We start from the raw sequence: 19265 nt of genomic DNA on the forward strand, positions 1-19265 counted from the left end.
CTTTTTCTAACCGAACTTTTTTATCGTTTTTTTTTGTTTCCCTCAACTTTTATCTAAATTCGTCTACATATGTCTACATGGAGACACAAAAAAGCCTGTATTAACAGCGAATGTTAACGAGTTTGTTTTTTAATTTACTATGATTCGATTATAAAAATCGACTCTTTTATTTGTTTATAAAGTTGGACTGTCGCTTAAACTTCCCCCTTTCTGCAAACAAATATAGGTTAAAAAATAATGGAAACAAAATTTTTATACCACATAACGCAATTTTTACACCCTAAAAAATAATTAAAAAACCACAAATGACTGACAGAGAGAGAATTGAACACGTAAGGATTTTTTTAGGTTTGAACAAAACTGCATTTTCTAAAATACTTGGGTATACTACTCCTCAGAGCTATACCAGTTACCTTAGTGGCAAAAGTGGTGTATCAATTAATATGATAAAATCCCTTATAAATCATAATCCCAAAATTAGCATAGATTGGGTTTTGAAGGGACAAGGGCAAATGCTCTTAAATAGTGATATTTCTAGCCAAGAAAAAATAATAAATGGCGATGGGAATAATACACAGGTAGGGCATTTTACCAATAGTGATACAAATATAAACACAGGTTCAAATAATAAAGAAATTGAATATTTAAAAAAAGAGATTGAGCTTCTCAAACAATCTTTAAAAGATAAAGAGCGGCTTATTTCTGTCCTTGAAAAGAATCAGAAATAGAGAGCGATTTTTTCGCTTTTTTTTGGCTAAACACATGCATAAAAAATAAATAAATTTAATGTCTTTATTGTAATAATAATTATAAATACAAAATCCCTCTATGAATAACTTTGAATCAATTTATAGTCCTCAAGAATTGACATCTTTAACTAAAACTCAGGATATCCAAGCAAAAGGGCAAGAAATTAAAAGAAGAATAGATTTATTGAGAAATTATTTTCATCAATTCAGGAATCAAATCCATAATATTGAAAACTGGACCAAATACAATAAAGTAGTGGCTACTTTTGATCAGAAATGGACTCCTTGGCATCAAAAATGGGGTACGATCTTAAGAACAAGCAATCCCCAATCGTATATTGATTTTTTTAACGAAGGAATAGATCTTTTCAAGGAATTAAGTGAGGAAAGAGAAAAAATTGCTTCTATAGTCATTTCACATAGTGATGAGGTTGAATCTTTAAAAAGAGAAGTCCTTGAAAAAATTGATCAAGACATGGCTCAAATAAAAATCGACGTCCTTGAAAAAATTAATGAAGGAATAAATAATGTTGTTTCTTTAAAAGCAGAATTAGGTCTCAATAAAAATTTTGAAGATAGTATTTCTCAAGAAAGGGAAAACGCTAAAAAAATTAAGCAGTACTATCTTTGGTCTTTTATTGCCTCAATGATAATCATTTCTACATTAATTATCCTTTCATTTTTCCTTAAGAGTATATCTCAATTAGACCTATTCAGCAGGATTAGCATTAGACTCTCTATTATCCCTCTAGGAATTCTTAGTTATTTCTTATTCACTCAATTCAAATTGCATCAACTACTAGATTTGAAATATACTCATTTAAATAACTTTTTAGGTGGCGGTGCTACTTATATTTCTCAATTAATAAGTCAAGATCCAGAGTCAAAAAAAATAATAAATCAAAAAATAGCCAATATGTTTATGGATATTAATGATTTGATATCTAGAGTTAAAACAAATAAACATCCTGTAACAGAGATAAAAAACAAAACAGAAAGTATTGTAAATGATTCACTAAAGAGTGTTGCAGAAATAACTAAAAGTATTAGTAATAAATAGGTTGCAATAAATAACAACAGTTATTGAGGATAAAACTATTCCTCTCTTTTGATGACTATACCTAGCAAACAAATAATTATTAAAAGAACGCAACATTATTTATCAATTTGCGTTTATTAAAACTCTCGACTAATGGCAGATAAAATATTATTATCAACTTATGTTATCACTGTAGAAGAAAAAAAAGTACCTTTAAATTTAGATAAGTTATATGAAGATGAAAATTTCATTGAGTTATTTGAATCCTTCTCCATGAACATAATGAAAGATCCATTTATTCCAAAAAGTAAAGGCATATTCACAGATAAAAGCCTTACTGTTCCTTCAGCTGAAATTTTAAATAATAGACTTCCTTTTAATATTGATGCAAGCAATAATGCTATCTATGGTTACTTTCAAGCAGGAACAGGAGGTGACAATTTTGATATAATGAATAACTCAACTAACGTAAGAGAGTTTTCTGTTAATTCAAACAAACATATTTCAACTAAAAATGTGTTCTATTATTTACAAGTTCCACCAAATAGCACAGAGGGTTTTTTAGTTTTACAGAAGATAAAAAACTTTGGTATAAAAACAGATTTGAACAATGCATTACAAATTAGATTAAAAGACAAGCTACCTAAGGGAGTATTAGTTAAATTACACAACAGAGTTCCCTATGACCTCTATAAAGAAATGATTCAGTATGGAACTTTAAAAAAAGTAGAGTTTATTAAAAATACTGTCCCAGCAAATATGAAAGATTTTATTGCAAATAATCAACATGCACGCAGAGTTAAGGGTACAATGACCCATACTATGAAAATGAGAGGAGGATTCACGAGTGAATGGTTAAAGGATGCGGCTGATATTTTACGAGGTAATAATACTAAAAATCATAGAATTGATTTTGATGAAGAAAATGCTTATTTTGATGAAGCAACTTTCGAAATAGAACTAGATGGAAAAAAGAAAACATTCCACACTATCAATAAAAATAAAATTCAACCTAGTGTAGATGTAACAGGAGATGTTGAATTTGACAAAAACAAACAACCTACAATAGAATCATTAATAAAAGTAAGTCAAGAACTAATACAAGACATTATAAACTTAAAGCCTAAGAATGTTTAGTAGTATAAATGTTTGGAATATAGTCAAAGGTCATTTTGCGACATTTAAGTCAGTAGATACTGGCAAAATGATTCCCATAGATATTATATTAATATTTTTTACCCCTATATCCCTATCACTTATATTAATTTTTTGCAATATTAGCATAGCTAATATTATGAGTGACCTTATCAAGGTAGTTGCTTTTTTTGGTGCATTCTTATTCAATTTACTTGCCCTAATCTATAACATTAGAGACAAAATTCAGCAAACCCTAGAACCCAATTCCACACGACTAAAATTCGCCAAGCATATTCATGCTAACATTTCTTATGCTATTTTGGTTTCTATATTCATGATTATTTTATTCATAATTTATGAAATTATCCTAAATAAAGAAGTCCATTGGCTCTTAGACAAAGCTTATACTACAATAATTGTTGCTTCACTAATTCACTATCTACTAACATTAATTATGATTTTAGTAAAAATATATGTAATCTTAAAAATAGAGGAAGATTAATGAGTTTAATTAATTACACATTTAATATTGGTTTTATAATACCTAAGGATAAATTGTATGATGATGATTATCTTCAATTTTTAAATAAAAAGATGAAAGGAAGATGGTGGTTCAACCTATACTTTATTACAAAAATCCCTAAAATAAAATATAAAATAGAAGCAACAAAAATCATTAAAAATGAGTTCATAAACTTTTCTTTCTCCTATAAGGGAAAAACACAATCTCTATCCATTGAAATAAATAAATTTATACAGAAAAATGCTACTCAATGGGGAAATCACATTCCAAATACATTTAATCATTCAAATACAGTATTAAAGTTTCTACCAAAAGAATCAACTATAAATGAATTAACTTTCATTCTTTCCGATGGTACCCAATCAATTAAATTAATTCAACACATCGTAGAAGTTGCAAATTATCTTCAGCTAAAACCAGAGGTAGTTTACATTGGAAAGTCTAAAAAAATTATTCAAAGAATTAGAAATCATTCGACTGTTCAAAAAATATTTATTGAATTAGAAGAAGATAAAGAAATCCTATTCAACTTTGTATACTTTTATTCAAGTTATGGTGGGAGTTTGCATAATTTTGATCCTAACCTAAATATGATGTCTTTAAACTTTAGTAATCCTAATATTTTACCAGATGAGTACAAAACAAAATATGGCTTATTGGAAAGAATACTAATCAATTTATTTCAGCCCAAGTATAATACTCAACATATGAAAACAGAATTGGTTAAGGATGAATTAATAAAAGAAAAGTTACTAAATAATAATATAAAATGGGTCGCAATAAACTTATACTCTCCTAAAATCAGTTTATTAAATTTTTGGAGTAGCAACCAAAAAAATTCTAGCAAAACGGTAAGTTTTAATTTTGACAAACCATACTTAGGCTTCTTGGATAACTACGAAGCAGTCAAAGTATAATTGAGTTAAAAGTCATCTTTAATAATTAACAAAATGACAAACTTTTGCAATTAGATATAATGATCTATATCACAGTGAGACAGGATACCATAAGTACCAAATTTAGACAAGTCGACAACTAGAACTCTATACTTTACAAACCCAGTTATTAAATCTTTATAAGATTTTCTAAGGTGAGCTCTCGAAATAATTTCAACTTGATTCTGTCTATCAAAAGGAACGATTATTATATGAGTTATTTTGAAATCGCCGTCAGTTTCCCCAATTAAATTTTTGTTCTGCTTAAGGCACTTAAGCGCATCTTTGTAGTTCATATTAGTTATATTTAAATAATATATAATACTCTTCATTCCATTTATAAAAGAAAACCATACTAAAGAATTTTACCTAAATAATCCTTAAGAACTGATTTAACAACCTGTTTCAGCCCATCATTCACTTCCAATTCTCTATCTTTTGTCAAATTATACTCTTGCATTTTTGCATTGATGAGTATTGTACTTTTCTCGTTAAAAGATTCAGTAAAAAGTTTAATTCTATTTGCTTTATTTCTCAAATTAGATGCAAGATCGCTTATAGAATTACCATTACTCCTGTTATTAGGTAAAGATTTTATAACTTTATCCCCCATTGCAACTAATTCACCTTCTATCTCTTTCAATATATTATCTAAATTCATTTTATATTTTTAATTAATAATCAAATTAAAAACAAATATAATTAAAAATACAAACAAAAGAAACAAAAATATTCTTTTCATTCTAAGTAAATTCAACAAAACAGGTCACTTGGATAAATAAGTGACCTGTTTCTGTATTCTACCACTCCACCCCATCCAAAGCATCCTTTACAATCTTATTCGACAGATGCAAATACACCATTGTTGTCTCGATCTTAGAATGCTGCAAAATCGCCTTTAAGACATGAATTGGCACCTTCCCCGCCAAATGCGTGGCAAAGGTATGTCGAGCCACATGGCTAGTAATCGGCTTTAGAATCTCCGCACGAGCTGCCAACTCCTTTAAAGTGCGGTTAAAATACTGGTTGCTGTACGCATGAAAAATCAAACCCCGTTCGTACAACACCTCTTCCCGATACTTTTCTATAATCGCCTCGGGTTTGCGTTGGTGTAATTTGTATAAAGGCAACAAGAGCTGTTTTTGAGTCTTTTTAGCCACTAAATTCAAGGTCATGCCCTCTCGATCGTGGTTGATGTCCTCATACTTTAGTTTGGACGTATCCGAAAACCGCAAGCCCGTGTAACAAGAAAATAAAAACATATCTCGCACCAACTCCAAATAAAATTCCTCGGTAGAGAAAGCCATTCCCTCGAGTCGCTCTACTTCCTCCATTGACAAAACAAGGCGCTGTGTTTCGGCTGTTTTAGGCTTGAATTTAAGGTAAGGATTTTTATTAAAGTCGAGCAAATCGCTGCGAACTGCCAAATTAATATACTTCTTGACTTGTTTGTGATGCGTGTATACCGTGTTGGTGTGCAATTGGTGTTGGTACAAAAAACGGTCAAAATCCCGAATGAGTTGATAGGTCAATTCAGAAAATTGCACGTCCTTTTTAAATTTTTTCCAATAATTGAGCGCCGTGCGTTGTTTCTTTTTGGTTGTTTTCTGCAGTTTGGGGTCTTGCTCTAGCTCTCGCTCCCAAAAATCGGTAAAAGAATCGTTGTTCTCCCCTTTAAAATAATCGTCTAGTTGCTCCATGGTCATTGCGCCCAACCTTCGCACTCGTTCAAAGACGTAGTTCTCCAGATCGACCAATTGGCGCATCAGCTCCGCATTGTATTCGTTGGCGTTTGGATGGTCTACGACCTTAGAGAAGCGTTTGCTCCATTGGTTGGGCTTGACGTACAACCCTGTTGCTATATATCTCCGTTTAGGACTTTGATACGCTCGTATTTGAATAGATGCCGTTCCATCTTGAAGCGTTTTTTTCTTGACGTTATAAATTAACTTAAATTGTATCATTTGGTAGTTTTTTATTCTAGAAAACAAAAATCATTCTATTCTGAAAAATACCATAAACTGAACAACTGGTCATGTAGACATATGTAGACAAATCGACATTTTGGAGGGAAACATAGAGGGAAACAAGAGAGAAACATAAAATAATGTCAACCTATGTAGAGAGCGTTTAAACAAAGGTTGGGTAACAAAATAGTAACATAAAAAAAAAGAGACCAAAAATCCTAGAACACCGATGTTTGCTAAGTTTTTGATCTCTCTATGTAGACGTATGGTCGCCCAAGTAGTACCCGGAGCGGGAATCGAACCCGCACTCCCTCAACGGGAACAGGATTTTAAGTCCTGCGTGTCTACCAATTCCACCATCCGGGCGACCTTTCAAATGCACCCTTTTGTTTTAGTGCAGTGCAAATATAAGACGGTTATTTTAATCTTGCAAACTTTATTTCTGTTTTTTTAACTCTTTTTTGAGTACTTTTTCATAACTCATTCATTATTAAAAAGAAGCAATGTTATTTTTTTTGTCTTTTTTTTTGAAATAATTTTAAAAGACTTTTTTCTTCTTAGACGCTGGCTTTTTTTTCCTATTTTAAACAGAAATTTTTATAATAAGTGCATCAAATTTATTGAAAGATTAATATCTTAAAGAGTAGAATACTATTTTCGTTTACAAACTATATATAATACTAGCTGTCCGAAAAACATTGCATACATGACTGAGAAGATCACCTCCAATATTAGCACCAAAAAAAAACGCACCTATACCCAAGCAGAAATCCAAGCCAACAAGTTCATTTACGACCACTTTGACTCGAATTATGTGCGCCAAATGAACAATGCCTTATTTAAAATAGTCGATGAAGCTTATTTTCGCCCTGTTTATATTGGTTTTGATGAAATGCCTGAGCGTAATAATCCTGCCCATCCAATCATTTTAGCTAGCAACCACTCTGGAATGGCTTTTCCTTGGGATGCAATGGTTTTTGGCTGTGGAATACTGAAGCGTTTTGATTATGACGAGGATAAAATCTTTAGAGCCATTGTAGCGCCAGGGCTATCAGGTATTCCTGCAATGCATCCATTTTTCATGAAAGGATCTTGGAAAATGGCTGGCGGTGTTGATGCAAACTTTTTAAACTTTGAAACAATGATGCAATATCCCAAAGGGCATTTGCTGATTTACCCAGAAGGCGTTCCTGGCATAGGTAAAGGATTTAATAGAAAGTATCAACTGCAACGTTTCGCTACTTCATTTATTCGAATGAGTCTAAAATATAAAACAGATATCTTACCTTACTCTACGGTCAATGCTGAGTATGTCGTGCCCTATGTTTATAGTTTTGATTTTGTCAACCGACAATTCAACAAAATTGGAGTGCCTTTTATGGCATTGGGAGTATTGACTTTGGCCCTAGTATTTCCTTGGGCTTTTTATCTTGCATTTCCTGTCAAAATGCATTTTGTAAAAGGTACACGGATTAGTCCTTACAAATGGACAGATAAAGAATATAAAGATATGACCGAAGCAGAAATTGGAGCTATTAGGGATAGGGTGAAGGAACAAATGCAAAAAGACCTAGATGCTGCGGTAGAAAAATATGGTCACTCCCCTTTTCAAGTAAAGGAGTTAATAAAAGTTATGTGGCAAAAACGTGCTTATTTTCCATATAATCTACCATTTTTTTGGCCTTTGATGTTTCATGAGTTCGAGCGTCAATGGATCAAAGAACGCAAATATGAAACCAAAGAGCCCATTGAAATTGGAACGGGTTGGGGAACTTTTATTCGACTGATTTGGAGAAATCCTATTACTTTGGCTTATTTTATTCCTATTATTGGTTGGTTTATATTAATTGCCTATGGCAACCGAAAATGGAAACAATTAGATGAACTTGGCAAACCTTTACAATAAAATGCAAGCAACCATTCATTACCATCACAAAGATTATCAATTAGATTTGAACACAGGAGTTGATATTTCTTTACCTATACAGAATAATAAAAATGCGGCAAGTGCTTGGTACTGTCCTCCTCCTTCAATACAGCCTGTTATGACGGAACATTTTGTAGGAGCAGTTCGAGAAGGTGGCGCCGTTAATTTTAACGATATTTCCTTTAATCCACATGGCAATGGCACACATACGGAGTGTGTAGGGCATATTTCCAAAGAGTTTTATTCTATTCACAAACTTTTGAAACGTTCCTTTTTTTTCGCACAGGTATTGAGCTGCAAACCTGTTAAGGTTCAGGAGGATCAGATTATAACTCTGCAACAGCTAAAAACATTGCTTGATTGTGAGCAAAAGGTGGAAGCATTAGTCCTTAGAACATTACCAAATTCTGACCACAAAAGATTCACTCAATACACCAATACGAATCCTCCTTTTGTAGAAGCTCAAGCAATGGACTGGTTGTACAATCAAGGCGTTCGACATTTTTTAATTGACACTCCTTCTGTAGACAAGGAAGTTGATGATGGCGTTTTAGCTGCTCATCATGCCTATTGGAATTATCCTGAAAACCCTCGACTAGATGCCACTATTACCGAGTTAATATATGTTCCTAACGAAGTTTCAGACGGTTTCTATTTTTTAAATTTACAAACAGCTGCTTTTGAAAATGATGCGACTCCAAGCAGACCTGTTTTGTATCCAATCAATCAATAACTATGAAAGCTTTACTTTTAGTTGATTTGCAAAATGATTTTGGGAATTTTGGTATCTTAGAAATTAAAGGAACATCTGAAATTATTGCCATTGCTAATCAAATGATAGACGTTGGTTATTTCGATTGTATTGTTGCGAGCCAGTATGCTCATCCAGCTGATCTTAAAAATTTTGCAGCCAATCATTTTTTTCGCTATCCCAATCAAGTTATTGAAATCAATGGGATCCCTCAACGTCTTTGGGCTATCCACTGCATAGAAGGTAGTTTTGGAGCTGAATTTATGGATAACTTACAAATTAAGGGAGTGCATAAAATTATTCAGCGGTCTATTGATGCTACTCGTGGTAGTTACAGTTGTTTTAATTCTGAAAAAACGGCAATTAATGAGTCCGAACTAGCAATATATCTCCACAAACAGGAAGTTGAAGAAGTATTTATATTGGGCGTTAATATAGAATATGCCATCAAGGATACAGCTTTAGATGCTGCTTCGATGGGTTTTAAAACATTTCTATTGGAAGATGCTTGTCTGGCTGCTAATTTAGATACCCTAGAAGATGGTCGGTTGGCTATTTTGGAGCTACAAAAAGCAGGTATTACATTGTTAGATAGTGATCAATTAATGTTGTAAATCATGCAAATAAAAACACCAACACTTCTAGTAGACAAAAAACGCTGTCTCAAAAACATTCAATTGATGTGGGACAAAGCGCATCAAAATCAAATAGAATTGCGTCCTCATTTCAAGACACATCAATCACACCAAGTTGGTCAGTGGTTTAGGGATTTTGGTGTAAAAAAGATTACGGTTTCTTCTCTTCCTATGGCGGCTTATTTTGCTGAAGATGGATGGAATGACATTACAGTTGCCTTTCCTGCCAATATTTTAGAGATTGATTTAATCAATCATTTAGCGGCTAAAATCAAACTTAACTTACTAGTTCAGTCTTTAGAAACTTTGGCTTTCTTAAAGAAAAACTTAACAAGTCCTATTGGTGTGTTTGTCAAAATAGACTTGGGAACCAAACGAACAGGTATTGAAGCCAATAATTTTGAGTTTTTAGATGCTTTGACCAAAGGAATCGAAGCTTCCAAACAACTTGTTTTTAGTGGATTCTTAGGACATGCTGGACATAGTTATGCTGCAAGAGGTCTTGAAGAGATTAGGGCTGTGCACTATGAAGCGATGGAAAAAATGAGGCTGGTTTACGATTATTATCACAATACTTACCCTAATCTTTCTATTTCTATAGGCGATACTCCCACTTGTAGTCAAATGAACGATTTTGAGTTTGTTACTGAAATTCGACCAGGCAATTTTGTATTTTATGATTTGATGCAACTGCAAATTGGAGCTTGTTCGGTGCAACAAATTGCCGTTGCGCTTGCCTGTCCTATCGTTGCCTTACATCCTGAACGCAACGAAATTATCATCCATGGAGGTGGCGTTCATTTTTCAAAGGAAGTCTATTTAGATAATAATTATGGTTCATGCTATGGATGGATCGTTGAAGACGATGGAAATAGTTGGTCTACTCCTATCTCTGGCACTTATGTTTCTAAATTATCACAAGAACATGGCACTATTTCTTGCAGCGATGCATTCATCAAACAATGTGCTGTTGGGCAAATTGTTAAAATTTTACCTGTACACGCTTGTATGACAGCCAATTTAATGAAACAAATGTTTACAACAGATGGCAGTTTGATGAAGATGATGCCTTTCAATCAAAGTTATTAAATTATAGTAGTTAGCTACGCTGCTACTTCGTGGTTTCAACGAACTATTGCAAATTAGAAACTCACACTTATATAAACATGGGAGACAATCCTTTGCCTCCCATACTTCGACAATTAAATTGCTTGGACAAAATCTAAAAAGACTTTCTTGTGTAGTTCTAAATCTAAATCTGGAGACAAGGCAGCACGAACAATATAATCTTTGTCGCCCTCTTTGGTCGTTCCTTGTGTCGAAGTTGCAGGAATCGTCCAATAACAGCCTTTTAATTGTCCATAACTAACACAAAATTTACTCTCGTGGGGAATCTCTTTGATCATCAAGTGAATCAATTTTAGATTCAATTTTCTTTTGTACAATTCTTTTTCCTCTTCTGTATTTCCCTTAGTAGGCAAATCCAATGAAAATACGGATGGTGTAAATCCTTTTGCTGCTAATTCTTCTGATACGAAATTTATTTTTGCATTGGGCAAATGTTCCTCAATGAATTGTACAAATTCACGCGTATTTTTGTACGCATCATGAATTCTTTGTTCCATTGAAGGTAGTTGTTTTGCTAATGTTTCCATTTGGTGATTGGTCGCTGCATTATCACAAAGATTCAAGTGCAATTCAATCTTTTCCATTAGGTATTCTGCTTCTTGATTTGCCACACAATAACCAGCAGTACACAAACCTCCGCTTGGAAATTTTGATCCACTCACATACGATATAGATTGGATCGTCGAAAGGATTTCTCCTTCCCCTAAAAAGTGTACATTAGGACAAAATGTTTGGTCTAAAATAAAGACAGGCTCTACAGCTATTTCTCCTTTCTTGTTCTTTCTTTTTTTGTTTAGCGTTGCTTGTAATTTTAATAGATCAGGCACTTCCACTCTAGGATTGGTTGGAATTTCTGCAATAATATAAGGCACGGCATCTTCCTCGGCAATTTGATCCAAAACCACATCAATGCTTTGAACCATATCTTTTCCACCGTCAACAGGCAAATCCATAACTTCTACATTGTCAATGCAAGCAGCCACTCGTCTTGCTTGATCGTTTGTTCCACCGTAGCAATTAGGAGGAACGATAAATTTGATGGCTTTTCCTGAATGATTTTCTAAGGCGGCATCTATAAGCCCCATCATGATTGCATACTGAGTCGATAGACCACTAGAAGCAACGAGCCCTTTGCCACTTGTTCCTGTAATTTTTCTAATTGAGTTTAGAACTAGTTTTTCATTATTTGCCACATCACTACTTTCTCTATCTTGCAAGGAAACATCCCCTACCATAGCTTTCAGAGCTGCCAAAGAATTGATAGGTGTCATCGCTACGGTCTCTCTTCTTCGTACATGTTGGATATCCGAAACATAATGATCGTTAGCACTTCCATTAACCAATAAAATACTACCTAAACTTCCATTTAACCCAATAAAGAAATCAATATTAGGAGCTAACTCTAAGTTACCAATATGCTCTTGTTCTGAGATAAAAACAGTACTACCTTCAAAGGCTACAATATCTTCCTTTCGTTCTACCTTTTTTAAGTCAAACTGATACCCATAAACATTTTTGATGATTGCTGCATCAAAACAATCAGGCAACTCTCCTGTGTAAACAATTTGAGTATTTTTATTGGTTAATAAGTTTTTTCTTAATACCGCTAAAATGGGAACTGTCTTAGAAGAAAAACTAATAACATTATCAGCCTTCAAACCATTCAAATTAGCAATAGCCCATTCCAAAACACAAGACAATGGATGTCCCAACCGAATATAATCAAATGCTGTTGGCAATACACTCAATGCTGCTTCTTTGGCATTGTTTTCATTAAATAATGCTTCAAATTGCTCTATAAATTGCGTTTTAGCTAATTTTTCTTCATAAATATCCAGCCGATGAGTAGTTAGTTTTAACCAATTGGCGGGCATATTTTCTAAAACATCTTTAATATAATTAAGCATTTTGTTGTCTTCCATAATTTTTTCCCCTTTAGATAGGTTGATGTCGTTAATTTAATTTATTAAAAATTAGTAGTCGTTGATTGCTCCTAACCCATAAGCTACGTTATGAGCTTATTCCCCTGTTGCTTAATTAACAAAAGCTAAAAAAGCAGGTTCCGATTCGTTTGATAACAAACTATCGCTGGATTAGGTTGGGCAAATATAGGCATAAAAACAGCTCTCTTCTACTAAAAGAAAGGTTTTTGCATTTAGCTAACATAACAACTTGATTCAATAACTCAGTAAAAAATAAAAGATTAATAATGTCATAGATTCACATGGTGGTAATTTTTTAAATGAGTAAAATTTATCACTAAACAAACTACACTTTATTAAAACAATGTTCTTGCTGCACCACCTCTACCATCATTCTACAAACATGCTCCAAATCTTCTTTGCACATAGCGTAAGAAGGCATAATGTAAAGCAAATTTCTAAAAGGACGAATCCATACGCCCCGATTGACCAGAAAGGCTTGCGTTTCCTGTACATTGACAGGAACAGTTGTTTCAATGACGCCTATTGCGCCCAAAACACGTACATCCTTTACTGAAGGATATGCTTTTGCCTTTGACAATTCTGTTTTCAGAACAACTTCAATAGAGGTAATGTTCTGTTGCCAATTTGAATGTTGCAATAAATCTAGACTAGCATTCGCAACAGCACAAGCCAAAGGATTCCCCATAAATGTTGGACCATGCATCATTACCCCTGCTTCTCCATTGCAAATTGTATCAGCGACATTTCTAGTACAAATTGTAGCTGCTAATGTCATGTAACCACCTGTCAACGCCTTTCCTATGCATAAAATATCAGGCAAAACATCCGCATGTTCCACCGCGAATAACTTCCCTGTACGCCCAAATCCTGTTGCAATTTCATCTGCAATTAGCAACAAGCCATGCATTGAGCAAAGGCGACGAATCTCTTTTAAATACTGAGGGGCATAAAAACGCATTCCCCCTGCACCTTGGACAATTGGCTCCAATATAAAAGCAGCTGCATTTTTAGCATGTAATTCAAAAAACATTTCGATGTCTTCAATTTCCCCTGCTGCTAAAGTTTCTTCAAAACCACGTTCTGGCGCTTCCATAAAAAAGTGTTGTGGCATAAAATCTCGAAACAAATGATGCATTCCAGATACAGGGTCACAAACAGACATGGCGCCAGAAGTATCTCCATGGTAACCTTTTTTTAAGGTTAAAAACTTGGAGCGATTCTGCTTTCCTAGAGCGTGTTGATATTGTATCGCCATTTTCATAGCCACCTCTACGGAGATAGAACCACTATCGCATAAAAATACTGCTTCCAAGCCCTTGGGTGTCAAGTTAACTAACTTTTTACCCAAATCAATCGCTGGCTGATGCGTCAACCCTCCAAACATCACATGCGCCATTTTTTGAGTTTGATTGACAACCGCTTGATTTAACTTTGGATGATTATAACCATGAATGACAGACCACCAACTTGCCATTCCATCTATCAATGTACGACCGTCTGTCAAATGAATTCTTACTCCTTCCGCTGATTCCACGGGATAAACAGGGAGTGGCTGGGTCAAAGAAGTATAAGGGTGCCACAAATGTTCTTTGTCAAAAGCAATGTCTTCTTCGCTTATTGTTGTATTGATTACTTCCATTCTATTTATAATTTACTAAGCTGTATTCGTTAGCATCAAAAAAAAACTTACATCTAACTGATAAACAAAATATTATCAAGGCAAGCAATAACCTATCTTTTCAGTTAGAGCTACTTTACTCCTTGCAAAATGCCCTGTTCCAAAAGCAATGGGTCTTCCTTTTTCATCGTAAAGCGTTGATTCTGCAATCCATAAATTCTTAGAGCTGAATTTGACATTTCCGATTGCTTTAAGAACTCCTTGACTAACAGGACGTATAATATTAATATTATAATTCGTAGTCAATACAAATACATCTTTAACAATTGAATTAACAGCAAAAAAAGCAGCATCATCCAATAGTTTAAAATAAACACTTCCATGCATTGCTCCCAAAGCATGAAAATACTTAGGCGATATTTCTAAGGTAATTGTTGCCTTTTCTTCTTCTATGTGCAATGTTGTAGTTTCATAAAAACTACTGTTAATAGATGCCCCTTCTAGGTACATTCGTTCTAATTTTCGATAGTGCAGTTCATTATCTGTCATAATGTCTTTTTTAATTCTATCCAATAATTCGCACAAGATAAGAAGTTCAAGAAAGGAACAAGCCTATTTATTTCAATTTAATTATATTCACGATGCTTCGTACTTAAAAAAACGTTCTTAACTTTAACTTGATTATTAAACATTATTATCTTCCTTTATTCAATTTCCATAAAATACAATGAACAAGTTCTTCTTATCTTTTTTTATAGTCTTCATCATTGGTTGCACAACACCTCAACCCAACTCCTCTAACAATTCTACCACTTACACACAATACGTTAACCCATTCATAGGAACAGGGGGACACGGACATACTTATCCCGGTGCAACACTTCCATTTGGCATGATGCAGCTAAGCCCTGACACTCGCTTGACGGGTTGGGACGGTTGCTCTGGATACCATTATACCGATTCGGTTATCTATGGTTTTAGCCATACACATTTAAGTGGCACGGGGGTTTCTGATTATGGCGATTTATTGTTAATGCCACACAGCCAGACAATCCCTCCGAGTTTAGAATACACAAAGTATAAATCTGCTTTTGAAAAAAATACCGAAAAAGCGTCGGCAGGTTACTATGAGGTAAAGCTCCAAGAAGGAAACATTCAGGTTGCCCTATCTACTACAGCTCGCGCAGGAATGCATCAGTACACTTTTCCAAAAGGCGCCCTACAAAATGTTTTATTAGATTTACAACATAGAGATCAGCTCTTAGCTGCCAGTTTGGAAATAGTAGACGAGCAAACCGTTCGAGGTTTTCGACGCTCTAATGCTTGGGCAACGGATCAGCATTTTTATTTCTATTTACAATTCTCAAAGCCATTCAAAGCACCAGCTTTGCTAAAGAACGATCGAGAAGAAGTGGTTCATGCTCAATTTAATTTTGATAATAACGATCAAGAATTGTTAGTAAAAGTGGGCATTTCTAGTGTTTCTATGGAAGGCGCTCAAAAGAATTTAGAAAAAGAAATTGCGCATTGGGATTTTGAAAAAGTTCGAACGGCTGCTAATCAAGCTTGGGAAAAAGAATTGCAAAAAGTAGCAATAGAAGGAGGTACAGAAGATCAAAAAACAATTTTTTATACAGCGCTTTACCACTCCTTTTTAGCTCCTAATTTATTTATGGATGTCGATGGTAAATATCGTGGTACTGATTTGAAGATACACCAAGCGAAAGACTTTGACAACTATACTATTTTCTCCCTATGGGATACCTTTAGAGGCACCCACCCGCTTTATACAATCTTGCAACGCAAACGAACCACCGATTTTATCAAAACTTTTTTGGCTCAATATCAGCAAGGAGGGCAACTTCCTGTTTGGGAACTAGCGGGTAATTATACTGGTTGTATGATTGGCTATCATTCTGTCTCTGTTATTGCTGATGCTTATGCAAAAGGAATTCAAGATTTCGATACTCAACTTGCTTTAGAAGCCATGCAACACAGTGCTATGAAAGACCATTTAGGCTTATCTTTTTACAAAGACAAAGGTTTTATAGGTTGTGACGAAGAAGCCGAATCGGTTTCAAAAACATTGGAGTATGCTTATGACGATTGGTGTATTGCCACATTTGCTCAAGCAATTGGAAATGATTCTTTATACCGATCTTACCTTCAACGTGCACAGGGATACAAAAATTTATACGATCCCAATAGTGGCTTCTTACGAGGTAGGATACATGGAGGGTGGTTTTCTCCTTTTGAGCCAAGTGAAGTCAACTTTAATTATACAGAAGCGAATGGCTGGCAGTATACGCTGTTTGCACCACAAGACATTCAAGGTTTGATTCAATTGATGGGAGGTTCCAATAGTTTTGAAAAAAAGCTAGATCAATTATTCACCACTGAAAGCACATTAGAAGGTAGACATCAAGTAGATATTACAGGGTTGATTGGGCAATATGCCCATGGCAATGAACCGAGTCATCATGTCGCTTATTTGTATAATTACATCCAAAAGCCTTGGAAAACGCAAGAAAGAGTGCATCAAATCATGCAAGAGATGTATCAAAATGCTCCTGATGGTCTTTCTGGTAATGAAGATTGTGGGCAAATGTCTTCTTGGTATAACCTTAGTGCAATGGGCTTTTACTCTGTTACTCCTGGGACCAATTACTATACATTGGGCAGTCCAACCTTTGAAAAAATTCGTTTAAATCTAGAAAACGGAAAACAATTTACCATCAAAGCAAACGGGTTGAACTCTAAAAATATATACGTGCAATCGGTTCAACTCAATGGAAAAGATTATAATCTAGGTTATCTTCAACATGATGTTATTATGAAAGGAGGCGAACTAATTTTTGAAATGGGAAGCCAGCCTAATAAACAATGGGCTGCTTCAAAAGAAGCCATTCCTCCTTCTCAAATTACAGAGGCATTGATTGTTCCTGCACCATATTTGCTAGCAACAGGGAAAACTTTTGTAGATGAAATGCGTGTAGAAATGGGAGCAGCTTGTCAAGATTGTATGATTCACTATACCATAGATGGCAGCCAACCAACCGCTCAAAGTCCTATTTATTCAGAAGGAATTGTTATCAAAGAAACTACTAATTTTCAATTAATTGCTATCAATCCAGAAGGAAAAGAAAGTGCTGTTATTCAAGAAGAAATTATTAAAATCAATGACAACCGTGCCATTACAATCAATAGCCAATACGAAAACCAGTACGCTGCGGGAGGTGACAAGGCATTGATTGATCATTTGCGGGGAGGAGCTAATTTTAGAACAGGTTCTTGGCAAGGCTACCAAAAAGATTTGGATGTTATTGTTGATTTAGGAGAACCAAAATCTATTGCTAGCATTGAAGTGGGATTTTTGCAGGATATTCAATCTTGGATTTTCTATCCTAAAAAAGTAGCGTTTTTCATCTCAAAAGATGGCAAAAACTTCCAAGCATTGGGAGAGACTTCTAGTGATTTTCCAGATAATAAATACGGTGCTTTTACCGAAAATTTAGTCTTTGATTTGGATAAAAAATCAATGGCTCGTTATGTCAAAGTTTTGGCAACTAATTATGGCGTTTGCCCTGAATGGCATCTTGGTGCAGGAGGAAACACTTGGATCTTTGCCGATGAAATTACGATAAAGTAATTATTATTTTGTATTCGTGGTTCGCTGCTTTTTCATATAAAAAAAACAGCGAACCATTTTATAGAACCTACTCATGATGCATAGAATGATTTATTTTCAACTTTTTAAAAAGCAACAAAACTAAGTCTGAGTAAAACATTATTACAAAAAAGTCAACTTAATGAAAATATTCCCATCACTACTAATTCATCTTTTAGTTCTTATCTGCTCTACGTTTATATTGAGTTGCTCTAATGACAATGACATCCAATCAAAAAAAATACTTCCTCAAAGTGCCATAAAATTTGAAACTGGAAACTATACTCATGGCTCTTTTAAAAGCAAAGAAAGAGGGCATGTTGATTTTAATGTTTACCTACCTCCCAACTGGTCAAAAGACAACACGGAAGAATATGGCTTAATGATCTTGCTTCACGGTCAAGGAGAAGATGAATTTACTTTTTTGGGAGCTCTTCCTGCCTCTAGTCTAAATCACTGGATAAAACAACAATTTATATCAGATAACTTTGTACTAATTGCCGTACGAGGTGGCACAAACACTAATAAAATGCAGTGGTATTCCAACTCCAATGAAGCGATGATAACTAGTTTGGATGCCCAAGAATTGAGACGTTATTGCCATAGGAATTTCCATACTAGCCTAAATCCTTCCAAAATTTCTATCTTAGGACACTCTAGAGGTGCGACAGGAGCTCTAAACTTTGCACTTTACTTTCCGAATCAATTTGCCTCTGTTGTCTCTAGTGCATTTGTCAGCGATTATGCGGTGGAACGATTGCAACAAGCTGCCAATCAAAATTTAGATGTACTTTTACAACGTAAAGTTCCCATTTATATGCTTATTGGTGAAAACGATCAATATGTGTTGAACAACAAGCGAAAAGGAAGCCCTAATATGAGTGCCTTTTTTCACTCCAAAGGCATTGAGCATCAATTCAAAGTTGTTCCTAAAAAATCACACCGTTTAGCCGAATTGTGGGAATATCCAACCAATATCAATTGCCTTAAATTTTGCCTCGAATCGTGGCAATCTCAATAGGTATTTACACCAAGTATTGTACAGCTCTTAGGGGTATTTCTTATTTTTATCGTCTAACTAGATAGAACCATTGATTATTCTCTATTAACATCGTTTTGACCAATAATCAATAAGGCTTATCTTTTAAAAATTCTATGGAACAATTTAGAATCGAAAACTAAGAACTCGTCAAAAAAACGTATCTTTGCACCAAGAAATAGGACAGCATTGTGTTATGTGCCT

Annotated in this window: 15 protein-coding genes and 1 tRNA gene; 10 read left to right on the forward strand and 6 right to left on the reverse strand. The window is 34.4% G+C overall.

Translation table 11 applies throughout. The features are described from left to right. Positions 1 to 305: 305 nt before the first annotated feature. From QP953_RS16460 to QP953_RS16475, 4 genes are all read left to right on the forward strand, one after another. Positions 306 to 728: a hypothetical protein gene (locus tag QP953_RS16460; protein ID WP_309551888.1), complete on the forward strand. Its 423-nt coding sequence runs from the start codon at positions 306 to 308 to the stop codon at positions 726 to 728. Positions 729 to 828: 100 nt separating this feature from the next. Further along, entirely contained in the window at positions 829 to 1809 is a 981-nt protein-coding gene (locus QP953_RS16465) for a hypothetical protein (RefSeq protein ID WP_309551889.1), read from the forward strand. A 132-nt stretch (positions 1810 to 1941) separates the two neighbouring features. Continuing rightward, a complete protein-coding gene (locus tag QP953_RS16470) occupies positions 1942 to 2925 on the forward strand; it encodes a hypothetical protein (RefSeq protein WP_309551891.1) in 984 nt (327 codons plus the stop codon). Positions 2926 to 3426: 501 nt separating this feature from the next. Next, the gene (locus QP953_RS16475; protein ID WP_309551893.1) at positions 3427 to 4365 is read left to right on the forward strand and encodes a hypothetical protein; all 939 of its coding nucleotides are present in this window, start codon (positions 3427 to 3429) and stop codon (positions 4363 to 4365) included. 373 nt (positions 4366 to 4738) lie between these two features. Here QP953_RS16475 and QP953_RS16480 read toward each other — a convergent pair whose 3' ends face one another. From QP953_RS16480 to QP953_RS16490, 3 genes are all read right to left on the reverse strand, one after another. Beyond that, positions 4739 to 5044: a hypothetical protein gene (locus tag QP953_RS16480; RefSeq protein ID WP_309551895.1), complete on the reverse strand. Its 306-nt coding sequence runs from the start codon at positions 5042 to 5044 to the stop codon at positions 4739 to 4741. Between the two features lie 139 nt (positions 5045 to 5183). Continuing rightward, entirely contained in the window at positions 5184 to 6347 is a 1164-nt protein-coding gene (locus QP953_RS16485; RefSeq protein WP_309551897.1) for a site-specific integrase, read from the reverse strand. A gap of 284 nt (positions 6348 to 6631) precedes the next feature. Next, positions 6632 to 6716, reverse strand: a tRNA-Leu gene (locus tag QP953_RS16490). A gap of 340 nt (positions 6717 to 7056) precedes the next feature. Between QP953_RS16490 and QP953_RS16495 the strand changes: the two genes are divergently transcribed. From QP953_RS16495 to QP953_RS16510, 4 genes are read left to right on the forward strand one after another with little or no spacing between them, the layout of a single operon-like run. Next, entirely contained in the window at positions 7057 to 8256 is a 1200-nt protein-coding gene (locus QP953_RS16495; RefSeq protein ID WP_309551899.1) for a glycerol acyltransferase, read from the forward strand. Between the two features lies 1 nt (position 8257). Then, positions 8258 to 9010 (forward strand): cyclase family protein, encoded by a 753-nt coding sequence (locus QP953_RS16500; protein WP_309551900.1) that lies wholly within the window; start codon positions 8258 to 8260, stop codon positions 9008 to 9010. A 2-nt stretch (positions 9011 to 9012) separates the two neighbouring features. Further along, positions 9013 to 9642, forward strand: a complete 630-nt coding sequence (locus QP953_RS16505) for an isochorismatase family protein (protein WP_309551901.1) — start codon at positions 9013 to 9015, stop codon at positions 9640 to 9642. 3 nt (positions 9643 to 9645) lie between these two features. Next, complete coding sequence (locus QP953_RS16510) at positions 9646 to 10752, forward strand: alanine racemase (protein WP_309551903.1); 1107 nt, start codon at positions 9646 to 9648, stop codon at positions 10750 to 10752. A 113-nt stretch (positions 10753 to 10865) separates the two neighbouring features. On the opposite strand, the gene QP953_RS16515 is transcribed toward QP953_RS16510, so the two are convergent. The 3 genes from QP953_RS16515 to QP953_RS16525 all read right to left on the reverse strand — a co-directional run bounded on the left by QP953_RS16515 (position 10866) and on the right by QP953_RS16525 (position 14904). After that, positions 10866 to 12713: a PLP-dependent transferase gene (locus tag QP953_RS16515; RefSeq protein WP_052592150.1), complete on the reverse strand. Its 1848-nt coding sequence runs from the start codon at positions 12711 to 12713 to the stop codon at positions 10866 to 10868. A 346-nt stretch (positions 12714 to 13059) separates the two neighbouring features. Next, positions 13060 to 14376, reverse strand: coding sequence for an adenosylmethionine--8-amino-7-oxononanoate transaminase (gene bioA, locus QP953_RS16520; protein ID WP_309551905.1), 1317 nt, complete (start codon positions 14374 to 14376; stop codon positions 13060 to 13062). Between the two features lie 75 nt (positions 14377 to 14451). Then, a complete protein-coding gene (locus QP953_RS16525) occupies positions 14452 to 14904 on the reverse strand; it encodes a PaaI family thioesterase (protein WP_309551906.1) in 453 nt (150 codons plus the stop codon). A 178-nt stretch (positions 14905 to 15082) separates the two neighbouring features. Between QP953_RS16525 and QP953_RS16530 the strand changes: the two genes are divergently transcribed. Next, positions 15083 to 18004 (forward strand): GH92 family glycosyl hydrolase, encoded by a 2922-nt coding sequence (locus tag QP953_RS16530; protein ID WP_309551908.1) that lies wholly within the window; start codon positions 15083 to 15085, stop codon positions 18002 to 18004. Positions 18005 to 18164: 160 nt separating this feature from the next. Then, a complete protein-coding gene (locus QP953_RS16535; protein ID WP_309551910.1) occupies positions 18165 to 19043 on the forward strand; it encodes an alpha/beta hydrolase-fold protein in 879 nt (292 codons plus the stop codon). The last annotated feature ends 222 nt before the right edge of the window (positions 19044 to 19265 follow it).

Source organism: Aureispira sp. CCB-E (genome assembly GCF_031326345.1).
Lineage (GTDB): Bacteria > Bacteroidota > Bacteroidia > Chitinophagales > Saprospiraceae > Aureispira.

What these genes read in the sequence shown, in the direction of transcription:
- QP953_RS16460 (WP_309551888.1), top strand. Translation starts at nt 306, where the DNA reads ATGACTGACAGAGAGAGAATTGAACACGTAAGGATTTTTTTAGGTTTG.
- QP953_RS16465 (WP_309551889.1), top strand. Translation starts at nt 829, where the DNA reads ATGAATAACTTTGAATCAATTTATAGTCCTCAAGAATTGACATCTTTA.
- QP953_RS16470 (WP_309551891.1), top strand. Translation starts at nt 1,942, where the DNA reads ATGGCAGATAAAATATTATTATCAACTTATGTTATCACTGTAGAAGAA.
- QP953_RS16475 (WP_309551893.1), top strand. Translation starts at nt 3,427, where the DNA reads ATGAGTTTAATTAATTACACATTTAATATTGGTTTTATAATACCTAAG.
- QP953_RS16480 (WP_309551895.1), bottom strand. Translation starts at nt 5,044, where the DNA reads ATGAATTTAGATAATATATTGAAAGAGATAGAAGGTGAATTAGTTGCA.
- QP953_RS16485 (WP_309551897.1), bottom strand. Translation starts at nt 6,347, where the DNA reads ATGATACAATTTAAGTTAATTTATAACGTCAAGAAAAAAACGCTTCAA.
- QP953_RS16495 (WP_309551899.1), top strand. Translation starts at nt 7,057, where the DNA reads ATGACTGAGAAGATCACCTCCAATATTAGCACCAAAAAAAAACGCACC.
- QP953_RS16500 (WP_309551900.1), top strand. Translation starts at nt 8,258, where the DNA reads ATGCAAGCAACCATTCATTACCATCACAAAGATTATCAATTAGATTTG.
- QP953_RS16505 (WP_309551901.1), top strand. Translation starts at nt 9,013, where the DNA reads ATGAAAGCTTTACTTTTAGTTGATTTGCAAAATGATTTTGGGAATTTT.
- QP953_RS16510 (WP_309551903.1), top strand. Translation starts at nt 9,646, where the DNA reads ATGCAAATAAAAACACCAACACTTCTAGTAGACAAAAAACGCTGTCTC.
- QP953_RS16515 (WP_052592150.1), bottom strand. Translation starts at nt 12,713, where the DNA reads ATGGAAGACAACAAAATGCTTAATTATATTAAAGATGTTTTAGAAAAT.
- bioA (WP_309551905.1), bottom strand. Translation starts at nt 14,376, where the DNA reads ATGGAAGTAATCAATACAACAATAAGCGAAGAAGACATTGCTTTTGAC.
- QP953_RS16525 (WP_309551906.1), bottom strand. Translation starts at nt 14,904, where the DNA reads ATGACAGATAATGAACTGCACTATCGAAAATTAGAACGAATGTACCTA.
- QP953_RS16530 (WP_309551908.1), top strand. Translation starts at nt 15,083, where the DNA reads ATGAACAAGTTCTTCTTATCTTTTTTTATAGTCTTCATCATTGGTTGC.
- QP953_RS16535 (WP_309551910.1), top strand. Translation starts at nt 18,165, where the DNA reads ATGAAAATATTCCCATCACTACTAATTCATCTTTTAGTTCTTATCTGC.